Genomic DNA, 23,144 nt, shown 5'->3' on the forward strand with positions numbered 1-23,144 from the left:
TATTACGTTATCATCTCCATCACTAGTACAAGAGATATTTAAAAAAAGTATGTAAACGAATAATAACTTTGTGTTTTTTATAAAAAAAGATTTCATGATTAATAGTTTGATTAGTTATATCAAAACTAATTCTCCTAAAAAACAAAACCTTACGGATATTCGTAAGGCTGTATTGTAAACTTGAAATTATTATATTTTTTTATTTCTAAATCAATCCGAAATCTTTTGTGATAGCAACTAATTGAGTAGGGTTATTTGCATTAAAGTTCTCTTTAAGCAATTTTAATCTTTTCTCTACAGAACTTGTGCTAGAAGGTTTAATTCCTTTTTTCTTTAATTCGTCGCTTATTTCTCTTTGTTCTAAACCGTCTGCTAAATGCTGAAGTAAGAAAATGTCAAAAGAAGTAATTTCAAAACTTTCTTTTGATTTAAGAACGTGAGCTAATTGAGGTGAAATAAAAAAGTTTTCTTCTTTTATTAATGAAATCGCTTTTTTAAGATCTTTTAAAGCATCATTTGATTTCCATACATATCCGTCTAATTCTAAATCACTACATAATTGTTTTACCTTAAAAGGTCTATCTTCTATTGAAAACATTATCGTTTTTAAATTCGGATCTTCCTTTTTTACTTCTCTTACTAATTCGTCTCCAGAATTTAATCTTTGTTCGTTATAGTTACCAACAAATGATAAATCACTAATTAGTAAATCAAACGGTTCATTTATTCGAATTGCATTCTTAAATTTTATAAAAGCTTCGTCACAATATTGTGTAAACTCTATATTTTTAATTTCTAATTCTTCTAAGGCTTTACGGACTCCACTAGAAGCTAAATCGGCATCTTCTGCTATTAATACTTTTTGAAACATAATTACTTTTTAAATTGGAATTTTGCTTGAAAACCTTTTTGTTTTTCTGAATCAAATGTAATTGTTCCTCCTATAGATTTTATACGGGTTTCCATATTATTCAATCCATTTTTATTAGCGATTAGCTGTACTCCTACACCATTATCTTTATATCTGACTTTTATTTTATCTTTCTCTCTATCGAAAGTTATAACTACTAAATTAGCTTTACTATGCTTTTTCATATTTACTAAAAGTTCTTGTACAACTCTATATAACACAATTTGCTTTTCTTTCGTTAATGAATTTACATTTATCTCAGATAAACCTTTATTAATAATTTTACAAGTATCTGTTGTAAAATCAATAAATAATTGTTGTAAAAACTCTTGAAATTTTTCTCCTGTAATTACTGGACTATTCTCGTGAGAAATATCTCTAGTTTGCTTGTATATTTTATCTAAATCCGCTAACAAATCAGTTGACTCAATAGTTGTATTACTTTGTATTTTATTCATTGCTAAGTACACGTCATTAGCTAATTCATCATGGATTTTTTTCGCTAAACGGGTTTCTGTTTTATATACTTCTATTATTTTTTCTTTTTTGGTTTTTTGTCGTTTGTAGAAGAAATAGGCTATTAATGTTAGCAATGATAGGCTTCCTATATAAATCCAAAGTTGTTTTTGTTTTTCACTTTGAATAGCTTTTTTTTCAAACTCTTGACTCTCGTACTTTATTAAAGCATATTTGTTTTGAGCTTTATCTTTTTTTGCATAGATAAAATCTTTTAATTTATTTCTTTTAAGAGATGTAGCCAAGGCTATAGAATCTACTTCTAAACTTATAATTTTATCATATGCTTCAACAATGTCATTAGATCTTTTCTCTTTATTTGATATCTCTAGCATCTTGTAAGCAAAATCTAAAGATTTTTGGGAGTTAATATTTTTAAAATAATCTGATAAATGTGCATAAGAAGCTATTAATCCATTATTATCTTTGATTTTTATTCTAATTTTCTTCGCTAAAACTAAACTTGATAATATATTCAATGTTGAATCTTTTAACCATCTAGTGTACCCTAAATTATCTATAATTCTTGCTTTTATTGATGGAATTCCTATGGTATCCTTTAATAGCTCTTCATATATTTTAATTGATTTAGTATATTTTTTCTGAAATTTATAAGCTACAGCAATGTTATTTTTATATTCAATGATATTCTTTTTTTTATTTGAAAACTTAATTGCTTTTTTATAATAATCTATAGCTTCATTATATAAACCCTGATTCCTTAAATTTATTCCTAAATTATTATAAATATTAGATAAATATTTACTATTAACTCCCTTTAAAGAATTTAATGCTTTTACAGAAGTAGAATTACTTTTAGTATAATCATTAAAGTTAGATTCTATAATCGCCATATTAGAGTAAACTTTAGATAATCTACTATTATCTTTTAATTTTTTAAAAAAAGGTACTGCTTTATCATAAAAATAATAAGATGAATCTATTTCGTTAAACCAATAGTAATACAAACCCAATCTATTATATGCCTTACCTATATATAGAATATTATTATCTTTTAGTGAAGTTTTTAAGTATTCTTTTAAATAAAATTTAGTTTTTAATTCATCACCTAATTCAAAAGATGTTTTAATTTTTTTTACAAACTCTTTGTAATTATTATTCTGTTTATGATCTTTTGTACAGGAAACAAAACTTAATCCAACAAAAATAATATTTAGCCAAAATCCTTTCATACACCTAAAATAAAAAAGGTTGAGACAACTCTCAACCTTTTTTTTTGATAAAATTTAATCTTCTTCATCATCTTCAATAGGTGTCTGCCCTTCTTCTCCACCTGTAGCTTTAATCTCCTGTTGTATTTCTAAATCTTGTATTTGTTCTTCATTTAAATCTGTACATGAAGTAAATATGCTGTTCCCTATGATAAATGCGAATATTATAAAAATGCGTTTCATAATAAAATTCTGTTTTAAAAATTGATAATATTTATCCTGTCCGAGCACTTTGCTCAGATTCAGGCCATGTCAGTTTTCGACATGGAATTTTTAAAAGAGGCGCGCTACTCTTTCGCGGGAAGTGAGGTGTCTAATCAGTATTATTTAAAAGCTTCCCTTCTTTTAAAATCAACTGATGTAGATCTCTTAATTAAGTGATGTAATCGTTTCGTATATTTTTAATTCCCCGACCAATCACACTGCAAATATTCTGATTATTTGGAGTTTAGGGTTAGTCAAAATTCATCCATTTTTTAACCAAATGGTTTTGGTTATTTTATGGTTACCCGTAACCAAAACTTCACCAAAATGGGGAAATTTGGACAACAACTAGCTAAAACACTATGATTAAACAACTTATCACAGATTTCTTTCAAGAAATAGAAACTCGGGAATTTAAGAGTAACAAGAATAGTAAAACTGATTTTTGGGTAAATGAATTACAAAAAGTAGATTATAATGATGAAAATTATATAGGAAAAAGAAAAGCAGAACGTTATTACAAAAAGTATGTTGAAGAAAAAGATAATGTAAGTGTAAAAATCCCTAATGAATATCAAAGGAATTTTATAGCCAACTATCTGGGTTATGAAACTTTTAGAGATTATGAAACAAAAAATACTTCTGAAAATAACTCTAAAACAGAAATCCATTCAGAAGTAAAACCAATTACAAAAAAAACATATACATATACACCTATTAAAAACAATAGAAAAAAACAGATATATCTAATTTCTGGTTTACTTTTTCTTTCTAGTATCTTCATTAAATATTTATACTTTAATCAAACGAATAATAACTTTATTAAATGGAATAATAATCGTTTTGAGAATGCTTTATCAACTGATGAAAATGTAATAGATAATTCTATTTATAAGATAGATATTGAAAACTTTCAAAAAGTTGACTTAGACACTAGTTACACCTTTTTCACTAAAGGAGTTGCTAACTATTGGTATGGAAAAAATACTAAAAATGTTCGTGAATTTTTTTCAGCTAGAGGAATTCATCCAGAGACAACAAAAGAATTAAAACCAATTACAAGAGAAATTCTAAACTTAGAAGGGTTATTAAATGAATAAAAAAACTCTGTTAATATTAGTATTAACAGAGTTTTTCATATAAGAATAAATACGTATTATTTTTTAATAAACTTGTTTTTATAAACTCCTAAAGAGTTTTTAATAGCATATATATACGTTCCTTGTGTGTAATTTGAAATGTTTAAAGATAATTTATCAAACTGATCATCCATCTTTTTTTCTTCTACTAATTTTCCTGTTATATCGTAAATTTTGATTTCTACAATTTCATTATTTAACGCTGAATAAGGAATATTAATAATTTCTGTACTTGGGTTTGGATAGGCTGACTTTTCATTTCTTAATGATACTTTATTTGTAGATAGTGTTCCATTTCCGCCTAAACTATAAACTCTAGTTTGAACCGCATTTGAATTCAAATCATGTTTTCCTAAAACTAATTTTACTCCTTCTGAAGTTTGATATAAGAATGTATCTTCATGAGCTCTACTATCTATAGCAGCTTCTGAAACACTCCATTCATCTAATCTGAATAATTCTTCTAAATCTTCATTTATAATGTAAAAACTTTGTGGTCTTCCTTCTGAACCGTCAGGATTTGTTATAGAAAATTGTTGAATCATAAATTCTAATTTATCATCATTATTGACTATGTGCTGTGAAATATCTCTAACTTCATCATTAGATCCAATATCAATTGTTTTATAAATTGAATTGTCTAAATTGTATATTTTAATAATAGTATTTTGTGGGTTGCTAGAGTTAAAACTATCTTCTTCATCTATCACAATAATTTTATCTCCAGCATTAGGAAATTTCATAATAACAACATCATCATTATACTCAGAATCAAGTGTAACTTGTGAAAAAGCTGCATTGATAGTTAAAAAGGTAGAAAGTAATAGTGTAATTTTCTTCATAATTTTTGATTTATATTCATTTTTGTTTTTAAATTCTAAACAATTATTTGTTCTAAATCGTCATTTACAAAATATGATGTGCTTGGTTAATTGATACTAGCTTTTTGTTCTATACAGAAGAATTTATTTAAACGATGATCATTTATATTCACCAAAAAACTTTAGTAATGAATTAAATTTCACAACAAATTAGAGGCAACTAGACAACAATTTTTAAATAACAATTTCTTACAACAATAATAATATTTTTTTACTAGACTGCACATGAAATACTTTATTTATCCAATAAAAAAACTCTGTCGAATATATCAACAGAGTTTTACTTTTAAACTATTTTGAGATTATTACCTAATGATAATCTTTTTGACTAGTTTTTCGTTCTGTGTTTCAATTAATACAAAATATAAACCTGGTACCATATTTAAATTATAATCTATTTTATATGCTTTATTATTTTCAACTTTTTTATAGTTGATCATATCATTACTTAATAAACTATAAATTTTAATACTTACATCACTTTCTTCCTTTAATTCTAAGTCTAAAGCAAAAACTCCTGACGAAGGATTCGGATAAATATTAAAGTCTGTAATTATAGGATCATTATCATTTGCTTCTTCAGACGCTGTATCATCTCCAATTTCTTTTTCAGTGATAAACACAGTCTTAGTTTGAAATGCTTCACATTCTCCTTTTTTAGTATATAAAGTTATTTCATACTCTCCTGCTTCTTCAAAATAAAATTCTACATATTCTTTAGTCGTTTCATTTAATTTAGCATTAACTGGTAATATCCATTCAGATTCTTCAGGTGCTGGATCACTAACATTTACTGCAACTACAGGTTCATTTACAAAAGCGATTGAAGACACAAAGAAGTTTGATGAAATATCGTCTTTTGAACGTTTAATTTCTATATCGTCTGTTATTATACATCCATCTTCATTAGTAATTACTACAGAGTACACTCCTTCTTCAGAAACTTCAATTACACGTTCTGTACTTGATAATCCATTAGTAGATGACCATTCGTATGAAACACCCTTATCTATTGTAGCATTTAAAACATACGTTTGATCTTTACATAAAGTAACATCATCTCCTAATGAAAACTCGATCTTTTCAGGATTATTTAAAACATAAGCTTTTGAAATTTTACAACCTTTACTATCTGTAATAATTACTTCGTAAGTTCCAGAAGTTAAATTATCATTTATACTTGTTATACTTCCATTATTCCACTCGTATGTGTATGGAGGTAATCCTCCAGAAACTTCTACTTTAATAGTACCATTGTTTCCATTGAAACACTTTGGATCATTTGTTTCCTCTCCGCTAATAATTAATTCTGGTGGCGCATTTAATTCAATTTTTTCAGTAACAGAACATCCGTTAGCATCAACAATTGTTACTTCATATGTTCCTAGTAGTACATCTGTTAAATTTGCATCACTTGAACCTGTATTCCAAATATATCGATAAGGTGATGTACCTCCTTTAACAGCAGTTGTCACAGTCCAATCATTTCCAGTTCCACATAATGTGTAATCTGAAGTTAAATTTAACTCTAGAGCTTCTGGTTCTGTTATTTCATAATTTGAACTACGAACTGTGTTTCCTTTAGCATCAAGAATAATCACATAATATTTACCAGGATCTAAATTGGAAATTTGATTTTTAGAACCGATAATTCTATTAGAACCTTCTTTATACCAACTGTATTGATAATCTTTAACTCCTCCAATTGCAATAGCTTCTAATGATCCGTTATTAGTCCCTAAACAACTGATAATCGATACTTGATTTAAAGATACTTCTAAAAGATCTGGCTGAGTTATTTCATAATCTTCGACTAAACGGCATCCTTTTGAATCTTCTACTACTAATTGATATTTTCCTGCCGAGATATTATCTAAAACAGTAGCGTTTGTTCCTACAGAAACTCCATCAGCATCCAACCATTGATAAGTATAATCTGGTGTTCCTCCTGTTAACTCAACTGTAATCGATCCGTTCGATAAACCAAAACCTGTTACATTAATGGTATCATCTTTAGTTAACTTTAATTCAGGTGGTGGAGTTAAACGAATACTTTCTTTAGTGCTACAACCTCTAGCATCAACTACAGTAACTTCGTATAATCCAGGAGTTACATTATTTAAATCTGCTGTACTTTCACCACTACTCCAAATGTATCTGTATGGTGGAGTTCCTCCATTAGTATTAGAGATAATTGTCCAGTCATTTCCAGTTCCACAAGATGTATATTCAGATGATAAAGCTGTCTCTAATATCTTTGGTTCTGTTAATTCAAAACTTTTACTACGTTCTACATTACCATTTTTATCTTCAACAATCACATAATAATTTCCAATCGCTAAATCTGTAAGTTTACTTTCTGTTCCTAGCGCAATAGTAGATGATTCTTCATACCATTTATACTTGTAATCTTTTACGCCACCTTTTACAACAGCTTCTAACGATCCATCTGAAGAACCTAAACAACTAATTGTTAATAGTTGATTGATTGATACTTCTAAAGGTTCTGGTTGAGTAATTTCAAAATCTTGAGTTATACTACATCCATTATTATCCTCTACAATTACTTTATATTTTCCTATAATAAGATTGTCTAATACTGTTGCATTAGTTCCTATTGGACTATCATCTTTATCAAACCACTTGTAATTGTAATTTGGAGTACCTCCTGTTACTTCTATCTCAATTGTACCATTACTAAGTCCGAAACCACTAACATTAGCTATTTCTTCTTTTGTAAATTTAAGTGGTGTTGGCTCCGTTATATTTATCTGGTATTCAGAATTTCCTGTAGTATCTGTAGCCAAACAATTATTAATGTCTCTAACTTGTACTTCATATGTTCCTTTTACAAGATCTGATACAGTAGCTGTATTTCCTGTAACTACATTCCAAGCAGAGTAACCAGAGTCTTTTTTATATCTATATTCATAAGTTCCCGTTCCTCCCTTAATATCTAATTTGAAACTAGCGTCATTAGTTCCGAAACAATTAGCATTAATTTGACTAATTGATACTTCTACTTTTTCTGGTTGAGTTACCGTAAAAATTGAACTTTTTTCTTCTATTCCTTCAGCATTACTTACAATAACATAATAATCACCTGCTGGAATACCTTTTAACTGTTTATCTGTACCTAGAACTGTACTAGAATCTGTACTGTACCATTTGAACCTATTTCCTAAAGCTCCTCCAATTGTAACTACATCTAAAATAGCGTTGCTTTCTCCATGACAGAAAATTTCTTGTCTTTGCTCCACAGAAACTAATAATTCTCCTGGATTTGCAAGATTATATTCTTCAGTAATAATACAATTTTTAGCATCTGTTATAGTGATGCTATACATACCTTCAGAAAGATTTTCTATTTTACTCGATTTAGTATTAGTTGTTTCATCCAATACTACGGTATCAGTATCATCTTTCCACACATAATTATAAGGAGCTTCTCCTCCAATGATAATAACTTCGATGTCACCATCATTTACTACATCAGAAGTTGGACGAGATAATTTCACATTATTTATGGCATACTTTTCTGGCTGATTTATTACAATTTCTCTTTGAATAAAACATCCATTGTTATCTGTTATTGTAACATTATAAGTATTAGCCTCGATATTGTTTAATGTGTTGGTATTTACGCTTGAGTGAGCCCACTTATATGAATATGGTGTTACTCCTCCCTTAACATTAACCACAATTGCTCCATCTGATCCTTTGTAACATGTTGCATCTGTTGTAGAAACATTATCTATTTCTAATTGCGATGGCTCTATAATAGTAACTTCTTTTTCTTTTCTATTACCATTTTTATCTTCGATCTTCAACAGATAAGTACCACCACTAATGTTTAATAATTCTGATGTATTGCTTAATTCTATCGTCTCTCCTACTTTATTCCATGAATAAAAATAAGGTTTAACTCCTCCTTTAACATGAGCTGAAATATTAACTTTTTCACCAAAACACGAAATATCGCTTTTATTAAAATCTATATTTAATTCATCTGGCTCATCTACAGTGTAAGTCTCTATTATACTACATCCTTTATCATCTGTTATTTGAACTGTATAATCACCTGCTTTTACTCCTGTTAGATTAGCTGTTGTATTGGTTAATGTAACATCTGATTCATCTTTCCATTGATAAGTGTATGGTGAAGTACCTCCATTCACTTCAATAGAGATTGTTCCATCTACTTTACCAAATCCTGTTGTCATGGTAGTAGTATAATCTTTTATACTTAGAGCTTCAGATGGTTGAGTAATTGTAATTTTCTTTGTAAACTCACAAACTAAATTTTTATCTATTACAGTAACTGTATATTCTCCTGCTTTTAATTTGGTAATTTCGTCACCAGTTGCTCCATTATCCCATCTGTAAGAATAATCTCCAACACCACCAGTCGCTGTTACTTTTATTGTACCATCGTCACCACCGAAACAAGAAACTTCTGTTTTAATGATATTTACATCTAAAATTTCTAATACTGGAGGTTCAATTATAGTAATTTCACCTTCAATTTCAATTTTATTCTTATCTGTTACTTTAACAACATAAGTTCCACCACTAACATCTAATATATCTGACTCTTCACTTAGTTTTAATCCTTCCCCTTTTTTTGTCCAAAAATATGTGTAAGGTTTTACACCACCTGTAACATTCGCTGAAGCAAAACCTTTTTGACCATTACAAGTAATGTCTTTTTTATTAAATTTTATTTCTAATTTTTTAGGTTGTTCAACTGTATATGTTGGATCTATTTTACATCCTTTCGCATCTGTTACAATTACAGTATAATCTCCTGCAGCGAGGTTATTAATAATTTTAGTTGTACTACTTAAAATATTATTTGTAGCGTCGAACCATTTGTATGTGTATGGAGGTGTTCCTCCTTCAACTTCAATAGAAATTGCTCCATCAATTGAACCAAATTGTTTAGTATCAGTTACTAATTTATCTTTTATACCCAGCGGATTTTTAGGTTCATTTACGACTATTTTCTTTTCAAATTTACATTCTAAGTTTTTATCTCTAACAGTAACTGTGTATTCTCCGGCTTTTAAATTATTAATTTGATCTCCAGAGGTTCCATTATTCCAACTGTAAGAGTAATCTCCTACACCACCAGTTGCTGTTACTTTTATTGTACCATTATCTCCTCCGTGACAAGAAACATCGGTTACTATTATATCTGTATTTAGAATTTCTAACAAAGGAGGCTGGTTTACAACTATTTTTTTAGTAGTTGAATTTCCTTTATCATCTAAAACTGTAAGTACATAAGTATCTGCTCCCTTATCTTTCAATTCGAAGGTAGTTCCTAAAATATCCGTTTTACCTTCTCGTACCCATTTATATGTATAAGGTTTTACTCCTCCAGATACTTTTGAAGTTAAACTTATAGATTCATCTCCATTACATTTTATATCTCCAATTTGTAATATCTCATCAATAATTAACTTATCAGGTTGATTTACTGTGTATAAATCAGAAAGTACTGTACAGTTTTCATTTGTTAAAGTTAATTGATAAGTTCCTGCTTTGGCATTTTCAAGATTCTTTTCAGTACTAACAATATCCGTTTTATCTTTAAGTCTCCATTCGTATTTATAATCAGTAGTTGTACCTCCATCAACTTCAATTAAGATACTACCATCACCTTTTTCAAATCCTGATAGATCATTTACTTTAGCTGAAATGACTTTCAATTCTTTGGCTGGTTGATTAATCATAAAAGTTGGAGATATTTGGGTACATAGATTTTTATCTGTAACTTCTACATAATACTCCCCTGCTTTTAAATTTTGAATATTTTTATTGGTACTAGAAAAACTAGCATCTCCTTTTTTAATCCATTTATATGAATATGCAGCTGCACCTCCTGAAGTATCAAAAGGAGTTCCATCTTGAACATCAATTTTAATCTCTCCATTACTTCCTTCAAAACAAAAAACATCAGTTTTATCCATTAAAGAAATTTTGATTTGAGATGGTTGACTAATACTAATTGTTTTAGAAGTGGTTACATTTTTACTATCCTTGATATCAACCTTATATGTACCATGCTTTAATCCTGAAATACGATCTAATTTTAAATTTCCTGAATTTAAGAATGTAGATGTTCCTCCATCAAGCTTATACCATTTATATTCAAAACTTGAAGGTGTTGAATTAATTGGAAATCCTCCAGATACTACAGCTAATAGTTCTGCTTCAGCATTATCGAAACATTCTATAAATTTGGTTTGACGAATAACTACACTAAGTCGTTTAGGTTCTTTTACTTCATATTCTGCAGTAATAGAACATTCACTATTAATTTTATCTGTTACTTTAACAGTATATTTAGCAGCTGGCAAACTTGATATAGTTGGTGAATTAGTTCCAGTAAAAGTAGGATCTTTATCACTAGTCCATTCATAGTTATAATTACCGCTACCACCAGTAACATTTACTGTTACAGATCCTTTACTTTCATTAACTACTTGATTGTTTACTATGCTTTCTGAAACAAAAGTAAGTTTTGAAGGTCTATTAATTTGTACTGATTTTGGTCCAACAATACAACCTGAAGCATCTTTAACATAAACTTGAAAAGTTCCATCACTTAACTTTTCAATTGTGTTGTTATTTAATGTAGTAATTGGATTAAAACTAGTTGTATTTCCTATTGCATATTCATAAGTTCCATTCCCTCCTGAAATTGTTAACTTAATTTTACCGTTATCAACATCATTACATGTAATATCAGTTTCATTTAAATTAAAGGTTATAGCTTTAGGCTGTACTAGATTTAAGACAGTACTCTGTTTTGAAGTAAATGAATCAAAAACTGTAACATAATAATTACCAGAAGTTCCTTCATAAGTAGCATTTGTTGCACCAGAAATTAGACTTCCGTTTTTATACCATTGATACTTATAGGATTCTGTTCTACCGGAAGGTAAATCTTTTAATTTTCCTCCAGATGCGTTAACTTTTAAAATACCAGTATCACCATTACAAGTTATGGCCTTTTGTACTTGAACATTAACACTTAATGCTTTAGGTTCTGTGATTTCTATTTCATTACTGGTTATAGTACACATATTACTATCTTTAATAGTAGCAATGTATTTACCTGCTGTCAATTCATCAATAAAGCTACCAGCACCAGAAAACCTATTATCTCCTATTTTTTTCCATGAAACTACGTAACCTGATTTGGCTGGTTTCCCACCTAAAATATTTAATCTAATACTTCCTTCATTTTCTCGGAAAATATTATTGTTGTTTATATCTATAGAATTGATAAAAATTTCTGTTGCATCTTCTATTTTTCCTGACTCAACAATATCAGACTCACAACTAGGAATATTTTTATTTCTAACTTTAAATCGGTACCCAATAGTAGAAGCCACTCTATCGAAAGTATTATTCGATTGCCATTTTATAGTTCCTCCTTCATAAATTCCATATTCATATACAATTTTATCTTGACCACCTGTAGCAGAAACTGTAATAGTTGCTTTACCTCCATTACATTTTACAGGAGACACATTTATGTTATTAATAACTATTTCATCTTCTTGATTAATCGTAATACTCTTTGTTAGTTCTCCACTCCTAGCATCTTTTACTGTAACTACATAAGTACCTTGCTTTAAGTTCTCACTAATGGTTGAAGATCTACTAATATTTCTTATGGTTTTTAAAGTAGTACTTCCTTTCTTTATAAGTACTGTGTATTTTTCATACCCTCCTGATATATTAGAAACATTCAATTTTCCAAAACCTTCAAAACAATAAGCATCAGTTTTTGTTAAGTTAAAATCAACTCTTACGGGATCTCTTAATGGTGGTAAATCGTAAATATCTGATGTACATTTATTTGCATCTATATATCTGATTTTATGATTTCCTTTAGGTAAATCTTCTATTATAAAACCGTCTTTATGCCCAGTACCACTTAATACATTTGTTGAACTTCCATTTAATAAAATAGTGTATCTATAATGATTATTAGTTAATGTTCCTCCACGAACACTGTTTATTTTGATTGAACCATCTGTAGCTAATGGTTTTCCGGGATTCACTATATCATTAGGGTTGGTAGATACAATATGGGTTATTTTAGTTTTAGGACTCAAAACAATTTCTCTACTTGGAAAATTTTGATCTATACATCCATTACTATCTCTAATCCAAACTTTGTAAGTACCAGGTGCACGATTACTAATGGTAGTAGTTCCTCTAAAATAAGAGCTCCAAGTTCTTTTATTATCTATACTGTATTGAAGATCTCCTGACCCTCCACTTGCAGTTATCTTAATTACTCCATCATTAACACCAAAACACTTTATAGGGTTCTGTACTTCTAGGTCTGAAAACGAAACTTCATCTGGTATATCTATAGTAAAGTTATATTTTAAAGTACCATTATTACAATAAGGATTGGAACTTGATCCAGAAATAAAAATTTCAAAATCGCCACCAGAAGTTATTTCATTACCTCCGCTAGGATTCCAAGTATACTTATATAAACTTCCCTTAACTACTTCCGTAAGCCTACTTATATTAATATTTTTGGCTTCGGGTATATAGGCAGCAGTAGAACCTATTGACCTTTTTAAAAGATTAATGTTTAATTTTTCTGAAGCATATAATTGTCTACTAAAGAAAATTTCAAAATTATCTATTGGGTCATAGGCACAAACAGGAGACTTAAAATCTGTTCTTACAATTGGTGGAGGATCTGCCATAAATTGTAATTGAACAGTATTAGAATAATCCTTTTCATGACATGACGGATTAATCCTGACACTAATTGTCTTTTTATTAACTACTTCAAGTTGATCTTCTACATCAGGATATAAATCACTTAACTTTAAAGAAACGTTGCTTTGTCTATTTACCCTGTTTATTCTTCTCCAAACAGGCAACTCTTCATTTATAGGTCCTGCAAAATTATCTACTTTTTGCTGTGCTCTGACATACCTGTCAAAAAGTGGTCTACAAGCCAAGCTAGGATTCCCAATTATTGGAATAGGTGGATTACTTCTTTGTGCTGTATTACTAATTAAGGGTGAAATATTGGATGGATTAGGCGCTTTTGATCTTAAAAGTACATTTCCTCCTCCTCTATTTCTTTCACAGCTTTCATAATTATTTAAAGCATCATCTCTGGCTCTTAATAAATTAATATACTCTTGTCTGGTTACAGTAGTTTTATTTACATGATCTTCAAACTCCCATAAATAAACAGAATCATCAAATCTACTATTGGTTGCCGCTATGTTCACGCTTCCTGACTCACAAACCTGCTTTTCCCTATCTACTCTAGAGCCGTCCGGATAACGTATTTTTATCTTTGGATAAATTTTAATTGTCGCAGACCCTCTACTAACAGCACCGTCAAAAACCTGTCCTTTACTAAAACCTCGGTTAAAACATGGTAAAGTTAAATTAATATCTTTAAAAGTATCTCTACTACCACAAAAACCTCCTATCCTTCTAGAATAATAAAATCTAACTTTTTTAACATTCTGTGACATTGAAAATGTACCAGAAACACGTTTATTTATTGCGTACCTAAATATTCTTGCTGTAAATAAAGTTTTTACCTCTCTATCATTATTTGTTAATAACACAATTTTTGTCAAACCATTAATAGTACCACAGTCACTTCCTCCATCATCTAGAGTTAGAACTATATCCATTTGGTAATCATCTTGTCCATAGGAGTGAAATGTAAATAAGAAAACACTTAAAAGCAATATTATCTTTTTCATAATCAATAATTTATTTCAATTTTTTTAATGGGTGATTTAGCTCCAGATGCAAAAACTGCTTGAAGCAAGTATTCATAGTTAGTATTGATTAGCAAATCTTTATCTTTAAATTTTGTTGTACTTTTATCGAATATTTTATACATAGTAGGTTGTACTCCTTCCTGACCCCTATATAAAATGAATTCATCGACATTTTTAGCAGTATATTTCCAATTTAAATTGACAAACTTTTCTTCCCTATTGGCGAAAGCTTCAAACTTATTTATTTCGGGTTTAGGTAAATTATCTGAAATTTTCACTTTTAAAGGTGTTACTGGTTCAGACTCTAAACCTGAATCATCTACTGTTAAAATTGTATACAAATACTGTTTTCCTACTTCTGTTTTACTATCTGTATACTTATCGTTGGGTATTGTAATTGTAGCTAAAAGTTCCCATGGCAACTCCGAACCTCTTTCTTTTCTGTACAATAGTGTATTTTTGGCGTCTTTACTTGAACTATTTATCCAAGTCAGTTCTACTTTATTCTTATTTACATTAAAGGATGAAAAAACTGGTTGAGTAGGTGGAACGATATCTGGTCTTTTTAACTCTAAAATGTTAGAAAATTTTGATGGATTATATCTTTTGTCAACCGCTTGTATCTTGTAATAAATTTTCTTGTTAAGTGTTTTGATATTTATAGTATCTACTATTGTATTAATAGGAATTGGTTTGAATGTAATTTGAGTAAATTCGTCTTCTTTTAAATTAGCTCTAAAAACTCGATACCCTAAAAAATCAACTTCAGTATTTAATTTCCAATTTAATCGTACTACACCTAAAGTATCAACTTTACCCGTTATTTCTGTTGGTATTGCTGGAGGTGTGCTATCGTCTGGCTGAATCATTTTAGGAAAAGATTCTCTTTTTGTACCATCTGTACCAATGGCGATTACTTTGTAATAATTAATTGCTTGTAAATTATCTAGCTTTATACTTCTAGTTGACTTATTTACTTCAGCATTTATAGATAAATATCTTCCTTTAGGTTCATCGGCTCTAACAATTTCAAAACCTTTTAAAGTATTTAAACCTTCATTTGGAAATTCCCATTGTAGCATTACAGTTCCATCATCTAAATATTTATTTTCTGTGATAAATGGATTATGAATCAAAGGTGTTATTCCTTTTCCAGAAACTATTTTTGAATATGGTCCTTCTATTCCAAAAGGAGAAATCCCTTTGATTCGATATTGATATGTTTTATTATTTTGAAAAAGACTATCAACATACATCATTCTATTTGAAGGATTTACATCTCTCTCTCCTAAATTAGCAATTGGAGTGCTTGTTAGAGGAGTATATGTTTTTCCTAAATCTTCGGACTTTTCAAGAATATAATTGGTATAAAATCTCTTTACAATAGCATAGTTCCAGCTTAATAGTACAGTTTTATCTTTAAAAACACCTACAAATTCCTTCGGTTTAGGTAACTGCTTCTGATCTGATAATCCTAGGTAAACTCCACCATGTTTAATAGTTGATTTTTCTTTTGCTTCAGCAACTTTAATAGTATACAAATAGCGTTCTCCTTCTTTTACAGTGGTATCAACAAAAGCTAAACCAGAAAATTTAGCTACTTCAAAATCTTGATCGGCTGCGTACATTGCAAAAATGAAGCGTTGTTCTAATACTTGAGCTTGATTTAAAATACTTAATATTCCATTTCCAGAATTATTCATTTCAACATCAAAATTATCACCATATAAAGCTTGAGCTGCTATGGCTGCATTTGTGTTTTTCTGAGTAAATTCTTTCCATTCCATCATTGGTTTAGGTTTTAATGGAATAGTATTTAGTTTTTTAACAATAGGTTCATTTAGTATTTCATTATTAGATACTATTGTTTTTCTTTCTATAAGAAAACCATATTTATTAGCTTTTTTCCATGCTGAAGGAGTGTTAACTCCCCAACGTAACATAATGGTTTTCTTATTAACTGTCGCGATTGCTTTCACTCCAGGTTCTTCGATTCCAATCTCTTTTTGTGATAAAGCAGTATTTATTACACAAAAAACAAACAATACTAGTAACTTCTTACTCTTCAACATCATTCTAATCATTGATAGGATTTACATATTTAATTACTCTTTCTTTTCCTTTTTGTACGCTTCCCGGTAAAATATATTTGAAAGTTGTTTTATATTTCCCTTCTCTCATATACGGGAAAACCTCTGATATTAATTTTACATACCTAGGATTATTTCTCCAATTAAAATCAGAGTCTAATACTTGATAAGCCAAATCTTCATAATCGTACCAAAAATAATTCGTAACATTATAGCTGTAAGGATAATATGAAGTTGTCTCTGCTTCTTCTCCACTTTCTAAATATGTAACATACCATGATAATGGTTGAATTGCTTCTACAGGAGGTACTCCAACTTCATCAGTTTTTCTAGATACTGTAATTTCACCTTCTAATGGATAATTTTCATAAAGTAAAGGGAAAATATATCTTTTGTAATAAGAATTATCGAGTACAGCCCTAGCTTGAATTATAGGTTTATTACCACTAAATTCATTTCCTTCAAGCTCTACTAAATCAAATGCTTCATTTCTGTCTATACTCTTAAGTAAGCTAACTCCGTAAGGATAAATAATATGCTGATATAAGTCATTTTTAACATTTATTGAATTCATTTTCTTATTAAATGTTGCATACTTACTTGTTCTAAAATCATAAAATAATAGTTCTCGCTTACCGTCTTTTGTTATTTCTCCTGTAGCTACTCTTGTACTTTTCTCTACTGAATTACTATAAGAATCTTCTTTATTTTTACCATCAAACGAACTTGCTTCTCCTTCATTTCCTAAATCACTCTTTGTTGTTTTCGTCGAAATATTATCATTTACATCACCACCTCCTGAACTCAATATTATACTTACATCATATTCAGTTTGATAAGTCATTTTTTCTGGAAGTGTATATACCAATTGCTTTTTAGCAGCATTGTAAGTATATGATTTCTTGAATACTGTTCCCGATTTAGAGTTCATCACCATAGTTTTATCCCAACCTGGTGATTGTTCAAATAAATAATTTTGACCTCTTTTTAAATTTATATATGCTTTGCCATATTCTTCAATAAAGAAGTTCTTTTGTCCCAAAACAGGGTACATGTATTCGATATTATTTAACGGAATTGTTTTTGGAGCTTCTCCTGTGGTAAAAGTAACCTCTTTAGTTTCTAAGGCTCTCTTTCCATCTACTTGCATTACTTCCCAACGACCGTTTTTAAACTCTTCAAAATGTAATTGTATGTAAGCTTTCAAATTTGAATTTGGTGGTAAAATCTCGTGTGAATAAAATGCAGCTGCATCATTATTATTACTCCATTTTACTTCTCCTTCTAATTTTTGTCCATCTTTACTCACCGAAAATTCATCTAACAAGATTTTATATTTACGATCACCTGTTTCATCGGGTAGTTCAAAAACTTTATTAACCTGTAAATTAAAAACAGCTTGTGGTGCTGCAAATACGTCCACATCTGCACTACCATCTTTAGGTTTTAGGTCACTAATAACAACAATATCATCTATAGGGCTACCTCCAACTATTTCACACTTTTCACCAAGTTCAACTTTAAATCGGAAACTTCCTTTAATTAATCCTCCCAATAAATTAAACTTACCTCCTAGATATCCTCTAAACCACGATGGATTAGGTAATTTTGCCTGTAATAAAACAGCTCCTCCTCCACTTATTATTGGAATTTTTGTTTTGAAACCGAATAATCTAAATGTTAGTCCTAATTCTCCTTGTAAGAATGCATAAGCTTGTCCATTTGCGTACCAACCATTCATTCCTATAGGTTCTGAAGATCCTTTACAATGTGCATCTCCATAATCTTTTACCATGATATCAAAACCAACACCAGCTTCGAATCTTGCGTAGAAGATTAAGAATGTTAAGTCTCCAGTAGATACTTTTAAACTTGCACCAAAGGCTAAACCTTTACCAGATTCAAGATTATTAAGATCTCTCATGTAATCTAAATCTGCTATATCTAAGCCTAAAATATCTGCTACTTGAGGTGGCGGAGGTGGACTACCAGGTAAATTATCACCTGTCATGAAATATGCACCCATTTCCATTTCTAAAAGTACAAGATCTATCGTGACTCCTATTCTATCTTGTGGCGTACCAACTAATAAATGCCATTCATCTGGAGCTACATAAAAATCTAACCAACCAGCTCTACCATAATTTCCTATTCCTCTTATAATTCCAAAATTTATGTAAACTTCAGCTGTTGTTTGAAAAATGTCATTTACAAAATCGAAACCAATATATAAACTAGCAGCCATTGCCGCGTCTACTTCCTTAGCAGGTAAATATGGGTTTTCGTCACCTTCGGCTATACTATCTAAATCATTTAATACTTGATCTGAAAAATCATTTGGTAAACTAGAAAGTAACTTTGCTGTACCTTTAAGATAAATTTCTTGTAATCCGCCTCGACGATTAAAAGCCATACCAAACTCAACTGAAGCATTAAATAAATCTTCTGAACCTTCAGCAACTATACCAACGGCAGCTTTGAATCCAAATGCATTATCTTCGTATGGTTCATAAACAATCCCTGAAGAGGATGCACCAATATTGTTAAATGCATCACTACTATTAGGTTTGTTTTTGTCACCTTTCTTTTTCCGATTAACCATTTTCATGCGATTATACAAACCGCCTCCAAAAGTATTTAATGAAAAACCGGTAAAAACAGGAAATCCATTTGTTAAAGATACTTGACCGTCAGCAAACCAATAACGGAACTTTTTTGTCCGTCCAAATAACGCTTTAACTTGTACTTCAAAACCTCCTAAACCTTTCTCAAATTTGGCGCCCAAAGCACCTGCAAAACCAGTTCCGTAGGTTGGATTATCATCAAAAATAAAAATTGCTCCTTTCAGTTGCGTTCCAGCAACATCCATTTCTACAAATAATTTTTCGAGTGTAACTCCATCGAACTTCCACTTTCGATCTTCATGTTTAGCTTTTATTACTAACGTACTTGATCCTCCATTACCACCATCTGATTCTGAAGTAAGATTCACAGATAAACCGATAATTAAATTTGCTCTTTTGTCTGTTGGAGTTTCTAAACCTATTTTGTCTATGGAGACTGGGAAACCTGATAATCCGAGTCTTCCTTTTGTTCCAAAATATTTGACGGAAAAAATGGGGGATTCTGTTTGTATGACCATTTTTTCAAATTCAATACCTTCGAAACTTATAGGGCTATCATTTTCTTTTTTGTTTGTCTCATTTGGATCTCTTGGTTTCATAGCCGCCTTAATGGTTACATCACCACTTAAAGATGCTTTAGGTCTAAAAGCACCATTTTTTACTAGCATTTCTATGTATGAATCTTTTCTAAGATTTACTTCGGCTGCATCCCAAAGATCAAAATTAATATTTTTTTCTGTTTCTACTCTTAATTTATACTCTCCTGGTTGAAAAACCGCACTATACTTTAAACTATCTAACTGAGAAGTAGGTAGTTTCAACCTTCCGTTAAATTTTCCAGCTTTCAGGTTATTGGTTTCAATATCTAACAAGAAATAATCTAAAGAAATGGGCCAGCCAGAGGCATCTCCTTCATCTAAACCTATTATATTTTCTCCAATAAACTTACCTGTAATACCTTGATTATCTATGATCAAGTCTGTTGCACCAAAACTCATCCTATCTTTCCCCTTACCTATGATTTTAAACTCCGGAGGAAGAATTACTTTTAGAGATTTTACATAAACTCCTCTCCATAAAGTTGGTTCTTCTTTGTAATATTTATTCAAATAAGATGTTGGTGTAGCATCATCATTTCGTAAATCACTGAAATCAAATACTGCAGTATTTAATTGAAAAGTCGTTCCTTCTAATCCTTTTACTCCAAACTCTGGTAAAGAAATATTTACGACTAAATCATTCCAGTCTGCAATAGAAGTTTTAAAATCTGCTTCTACATAACCTACTTTTTTCTTTCCTTTTTTATCAACAGGATGTAATAACCCGTTTGCAAATTTTATATTAGCATCTATTCCCAATTCTTTAAAACCAGAGCAATCTACAATAGCGTAAGTTCCAGGCTTTTCAAAGCTTCCTTTTAGTGTAAGTAGTATGGCTCCTTTATTATAATTTACCGTAAACTGAGAGATTAAATGAAGTTTAGCATCTCCTATAATACCTCCATCATGAGATAATTTTACATTTGAAGCTCCAAGAATTAGTTCTTGTTTTCCTCTTTTTTCATTTTTATTTGGAAATTCTATTTTTAAAAAAACTGTAAGTTCAGTAAAAGCAGGCTTGAATACTGCTTTAGCAATTCCCATTGTATATTTTACATTACTAATGCTTATTGGTTTGGTAGCTACAGGAAGTTGTGCTAGACCATCTTTAGTGATTACATCAATATAATTCCCAGTTTCTTCTACAGTTAGAAAGGTATTCACTCCTAAGTCTAACATTCTTTTATTCTCTAAGGAATCTTTGGTTGTGAATTGATAACCTTCTTCTGTAAAACGATGTTCTTTAACTGGTACAAAATCATCTTCAAGTTTATCAAATTTTGATAATGACTTAAACGTCCTAAATTGTTTACCTGAATTTAATTTGGTAGACTTAATTTTAGATTTTAAACCTTTCTTTGTACTAACTAATAAACTATCAATATTACCATACTTGGTATTAGCGAAAAGGTTCACATTAACACATAGCAATAGTAAAAAAATTAGGGGTAATTTTTTTTTCATATACTTTTAAAAACTTAAAATTTTCTTTTTATATCAATTAATAATCTTACAATTATTCGCAACATATACTTTTAAAAATGCCTTTATCGAATTCCCCGTATTGAATTAGATTTGGTATTTAAATGTTTGTTTGAGAATTAAATTTCTCCTATAAAGTTTTAAATATTTTTATTTAAAACTGAGCTAAATTATGACTATGCTGTTTAGTCTATTTTAACGCTTTGCAAATAAAGTTAAAAAAAACTGAAAATCATAATTTTATGTTAAATTCAAAATAAATTCAACTGACTCTACATAAAATCTAAACCTTCTATAAGTTCAACAGACTTAGCATTTATAACAATAAAATTTTCTTCAGAATGAAATACATATCTCTTTCTTTCATCCTCTAAATTCAAATAATATAAAAAATGTAACATTCCCATATCTGTACAACCTAATAAATTAGCATTCATCTTATTTTTAACTTTTTGTGATATAATCTCAACATCTGAAAATAAAAAGCCAAATGATTTATTTTCGTTAACTTTATGATCTTTTAGCCACGCTATACACAGAGCTTTTTTTGAATTTGGGTTATATTCTAAGCCTGTATTATCAGAAATTAAAGTGTTGGATAAATATTTAAATACTGGTTCTAATATCATTTTAATAAATTTAATTTTTTATCATCTTCCCTATATATTTCATGAAAACCTTTTTCTTTAACAAAACCTTCAGCGATAATACTGAATGAAACATTATCTATATTAAAAGTATAATGTTTAAGATTTTGTTTTTCCTCTTTGGTTAGAAATCTACAATCATCATAATTAACTTTTTTAAATATATTAGAATTCACATTCTCATAAAAACCTATTCTGTATTCTGATGTGTTTTTCTGTATATAATCAACAACATTATAAAATCTATATTCAAAATCTTCCTTGTTTAGAAAAACTCTTATTGATAATGAATTTAATATTTCAGGAAAACAAGATAAATAAGAACTATCTAATTTATCACCCTCTTTAAAACTTTCAAGTTCAACCACTTTATTTGCGTCTAGATCAATTAGAGTTTGAAAATTATCTTCACCCGGTAGACGAAATTCATAACGATGATTGAGATTATTACGAGCCCATATTTCCACACCACATAATCTTAATGCAATAAGAATATTGTATTCGATAGTATCATCGCTAACTTTTAACATATGTAATAATTCCTTGACTATATTAGCTCCCAGAATTTCAGTTTTATAATTATCCTGTTCGAAGAAAATATTGACACTTTTTCTTATAAAATTATTTATGTCATCTGTAGTACTGACCTTTTTTTCATCAATAATACACTTAGGTTTTGATTTCCTATATTCACCAGAACATTTTGTGCATTTTCCGTTTGTAGTTACATATGCATTACATAAATAACATGTTTTTCTATGAAATTTCTGTTCTATTTTTTTCATAATTTAATAACATAAACAAAATTCTATTTTATATAAAGTTTTTTACGAATGATAATCAGTAAAATTTGACTGTAGAAATAGAACTAATCTTATTTTTTATAAAAAATTCAATCACAAATGATAATTAATTAAAAATATAAATAATACTATGTTTGAAACTCATATATTTTTTACCGAGACTATTACATACGAAAAGAACCTGCTTCAATTAATTCAACTTTATTCATGATTATTTAAC

Annotated in this window: 10 protein-coding genes; 1 reads left to right on the forward strand and 9 read right to left on the reverse strand. The window is 29.4% G+C overall.

Annotated features, from left to right (window positions below):
- Positions 1–205 precede the first annotated feature (205 nt).
- The 3 genes from AQ1685_RS11255 to AQ1685_RS11265 are packed head-to-tail and all read right to left on the reverse strand — an operon-like array spanning position 206 to position 2,841.
- A complete protein-coding gene (locus AQ1685_RS11255) occupies positions 206–871 on the reverse strand; it encodes a helix-turn-helix domain-containing protein (RefSeq protein ID WP_095072198.1) in 666 nt (221 codons plus the stop codon).
- A 2-nt stretch (positions 872–873) separates the two neighbouring features.
- Positions 874–2,619, reverse strand: a complete 1,746-nt coding sequence (locus tag AQ1685_RS11260; protein ID WP_095072201.1) for a tetratricopeptide repeat-containing sensor histidine kinase — start codon at positions 2,617–2,619, stop codon at positions 874–876.
- 54 nt (positions 2,620–2,673) lie between these two features.
- Positions 2,674–2,841, reverse strand: a complete 168-nt coding sequence (locus tag AQ1685_RS11265; RefSeq protein WP_157730190.1) for a hypothetical protein — start codon at positions 2,839–2,841, stop codon at positions 2,674–2,676.
- Positions 2,842–3,224: 383 nt separating this feature from the next.
- Here AQ1685_RS11265 and AQ1685_RS11270 point away from each other — a divergent pair, with 383 nt between their 5' ends.
- The gene (locus tag AQ1685_RS11270; protein ID WP_095072203.1) at positions 3,225–3,962 is read left to right on the forward strand and encodes a hypothetical protein; all 738 of its coding nucleotides are present in this window, start codon (positions 3,225–3,227) and stop codon (positions 3,960–3,962) included.
- Positions 3,963–4,018: 56 nt separating this feature from the next.
- Here AQ1685_RS11270 and AQ1685_RS11275 read toward each other — a convergent pair whose 3' ends face one another.
- From AQ1685_RS11275 to AQ1685_RS11300, 6 genes are all read right to left on the reverse strand, one after another.
- Positions 4,019–4,843 (reverse strand): T9SS type A sorting domain-containing protein, encoded by an 825-nt coding sequence (locus AQ1685_RS11275; protein ID WP_095072204.1) that lies wholly within the window; start codon positions 4,841–4,843, stop codon positions 4,019–4,021.
- A 344-nt stretch (positions 4,844–5,187) separates the two neighbouring features.
- Positions 5,188–14,658 carry a T9SS type A sorting domain-containing protein gene (locus tag AQ1685_RS11280; RefSeq protein ID WP_095072206.1) on the reverse strand — a complete coding sequence of 3,157 codons (9,471 nt, stop codon included), beginning with the start codon at positions 14,656–14,658 and terminating at the stop codon, positions 5,188–5,190.
- A gap of 2 nt (positions 14,659–14,660) precedes the next feature.
- The gene (locus AQ1685_RS11285; protein ID WP_231970181.1) at positions 14,661–16,754 is read right to left on the reverse strand and encodes a fibronectin type III domain-containing protein; all 2,094 of its coding nucleotides are present in this window, start codon (positions 16,752–16,754) and stop codon (positions 14,661–14,663) included.
- Between the two features lies 1 nt (position 16,755).
- The gene (locus tag AQ1685_RS11290; RefSeq protein WP_095072210.1) at positions 16,756–21,408 is read right to left on the reverse strand and encodes a hypothetical protein; all 4,653 of its coding nucleotides are present in this window, start codon (positions 21,406–21,408) and stop codon (positions 16,756–16,758) included.
- Positions 21,409–21,746: 338 nt separating this feature from the next.
- Complete coding sequence (locus AQ1685_RS11295) at positions 21,747–22,103, reverse strand: hypothetical protein (RefSeq protein WP_095072212.1); 357 nt, start codon at positions 22,101–22,103, stop codon at positions 21,747–21,749.
- Entirely contained in the window at positions 22,100–22,906 is an 807-nt protein-coding gene (locus tag AQ1685_RS11300; RefSeq protein WP_095072214.1) for a hypothetical protein, read from the reverse strand. The genes AQ1685_RS11295 and AQ1685_RS11300 overlap by 4 nt, the downstream gene beginning before the upstream one ends.
- Between the last annotated feature and the right edge of the window lie 238 nt (positions 22,907–23,144).

It is taken from the genome of Tenacibaculum jejuense (genome assembly GCF_900198195.1).
Classification (GTDB): Bacteria; Bacteroidota; Bacteroidia; order Flavobacteriales; family Flavobacteriaceae; genus Polaribacter; species Polaribacter jejuensis.

Bases quoted from the DNA above. Each gene is read 5' to 3' on its own strand.
- AQ1685_RS11275 (WP_095072204.1), bottom strand. From the start codon at position 4,843: ATGAAGAAAATTACACTATTACTTTCTACCTTTTTAACTATCAATGCA.
- AQ1685_RS11255 (WP_095072198.1), bottom strand. From the start codon at position 871: ATGTTTCAAAAAGTATTAATAGCAGAAGATGCCGATTTAGCTTCTAGT.
- AQ1685_RS11285 (WP_231970181.1), bottom strand. From the start codon at position 16,754: ATGATGTTGAAGAGTAAGAAGTTACTAGTATTGTTTGTTTTTTGTGTA.
- AQ1685_RS11260 (WP_095072201.1), bottom strand. From the start codon at position 2,619: ATGAAAGGATTTTGGCTAAATATTATTTTTGTTGGATTAAGTTTTGTT.
- AQ1685_RS11300 (WP_095072214.1), bottom strand. From the start codon at position 22,906: ATGAAAAAAATAGAACAGAAATTTCATAGAAAAACATGTTATTTATGT.
- AQ1685_RS11270 (WP_095072203.1), top strand. From the start codon at position 3,225: ATGATTAAACAACTTATCACAGATTTCTTTCAAGAAATAGAAACTCGG.
- AQ1685_RS11295 (WP_095072212.1), bottom strand. From the start codon at position 22,103: ATGATATTAGAACCAGTATTTAAATATTTATCCAACACTTTAATTTCT.
- AQ1685_RS11280 (WP_095072206.1), bottom strand. From the start codon at position 14,658: ATGAAAAAGATAATATTGCTTTTAAGTGTTTTCTTATTTACATTTCAC.
- AQ1685_RS11265 (WP_157730190.1), bottom strand. From the start codon at position 2,841: ATGAAACGCATTTTTATAATATTCGCATTTATCATAGGGAACAGCATA.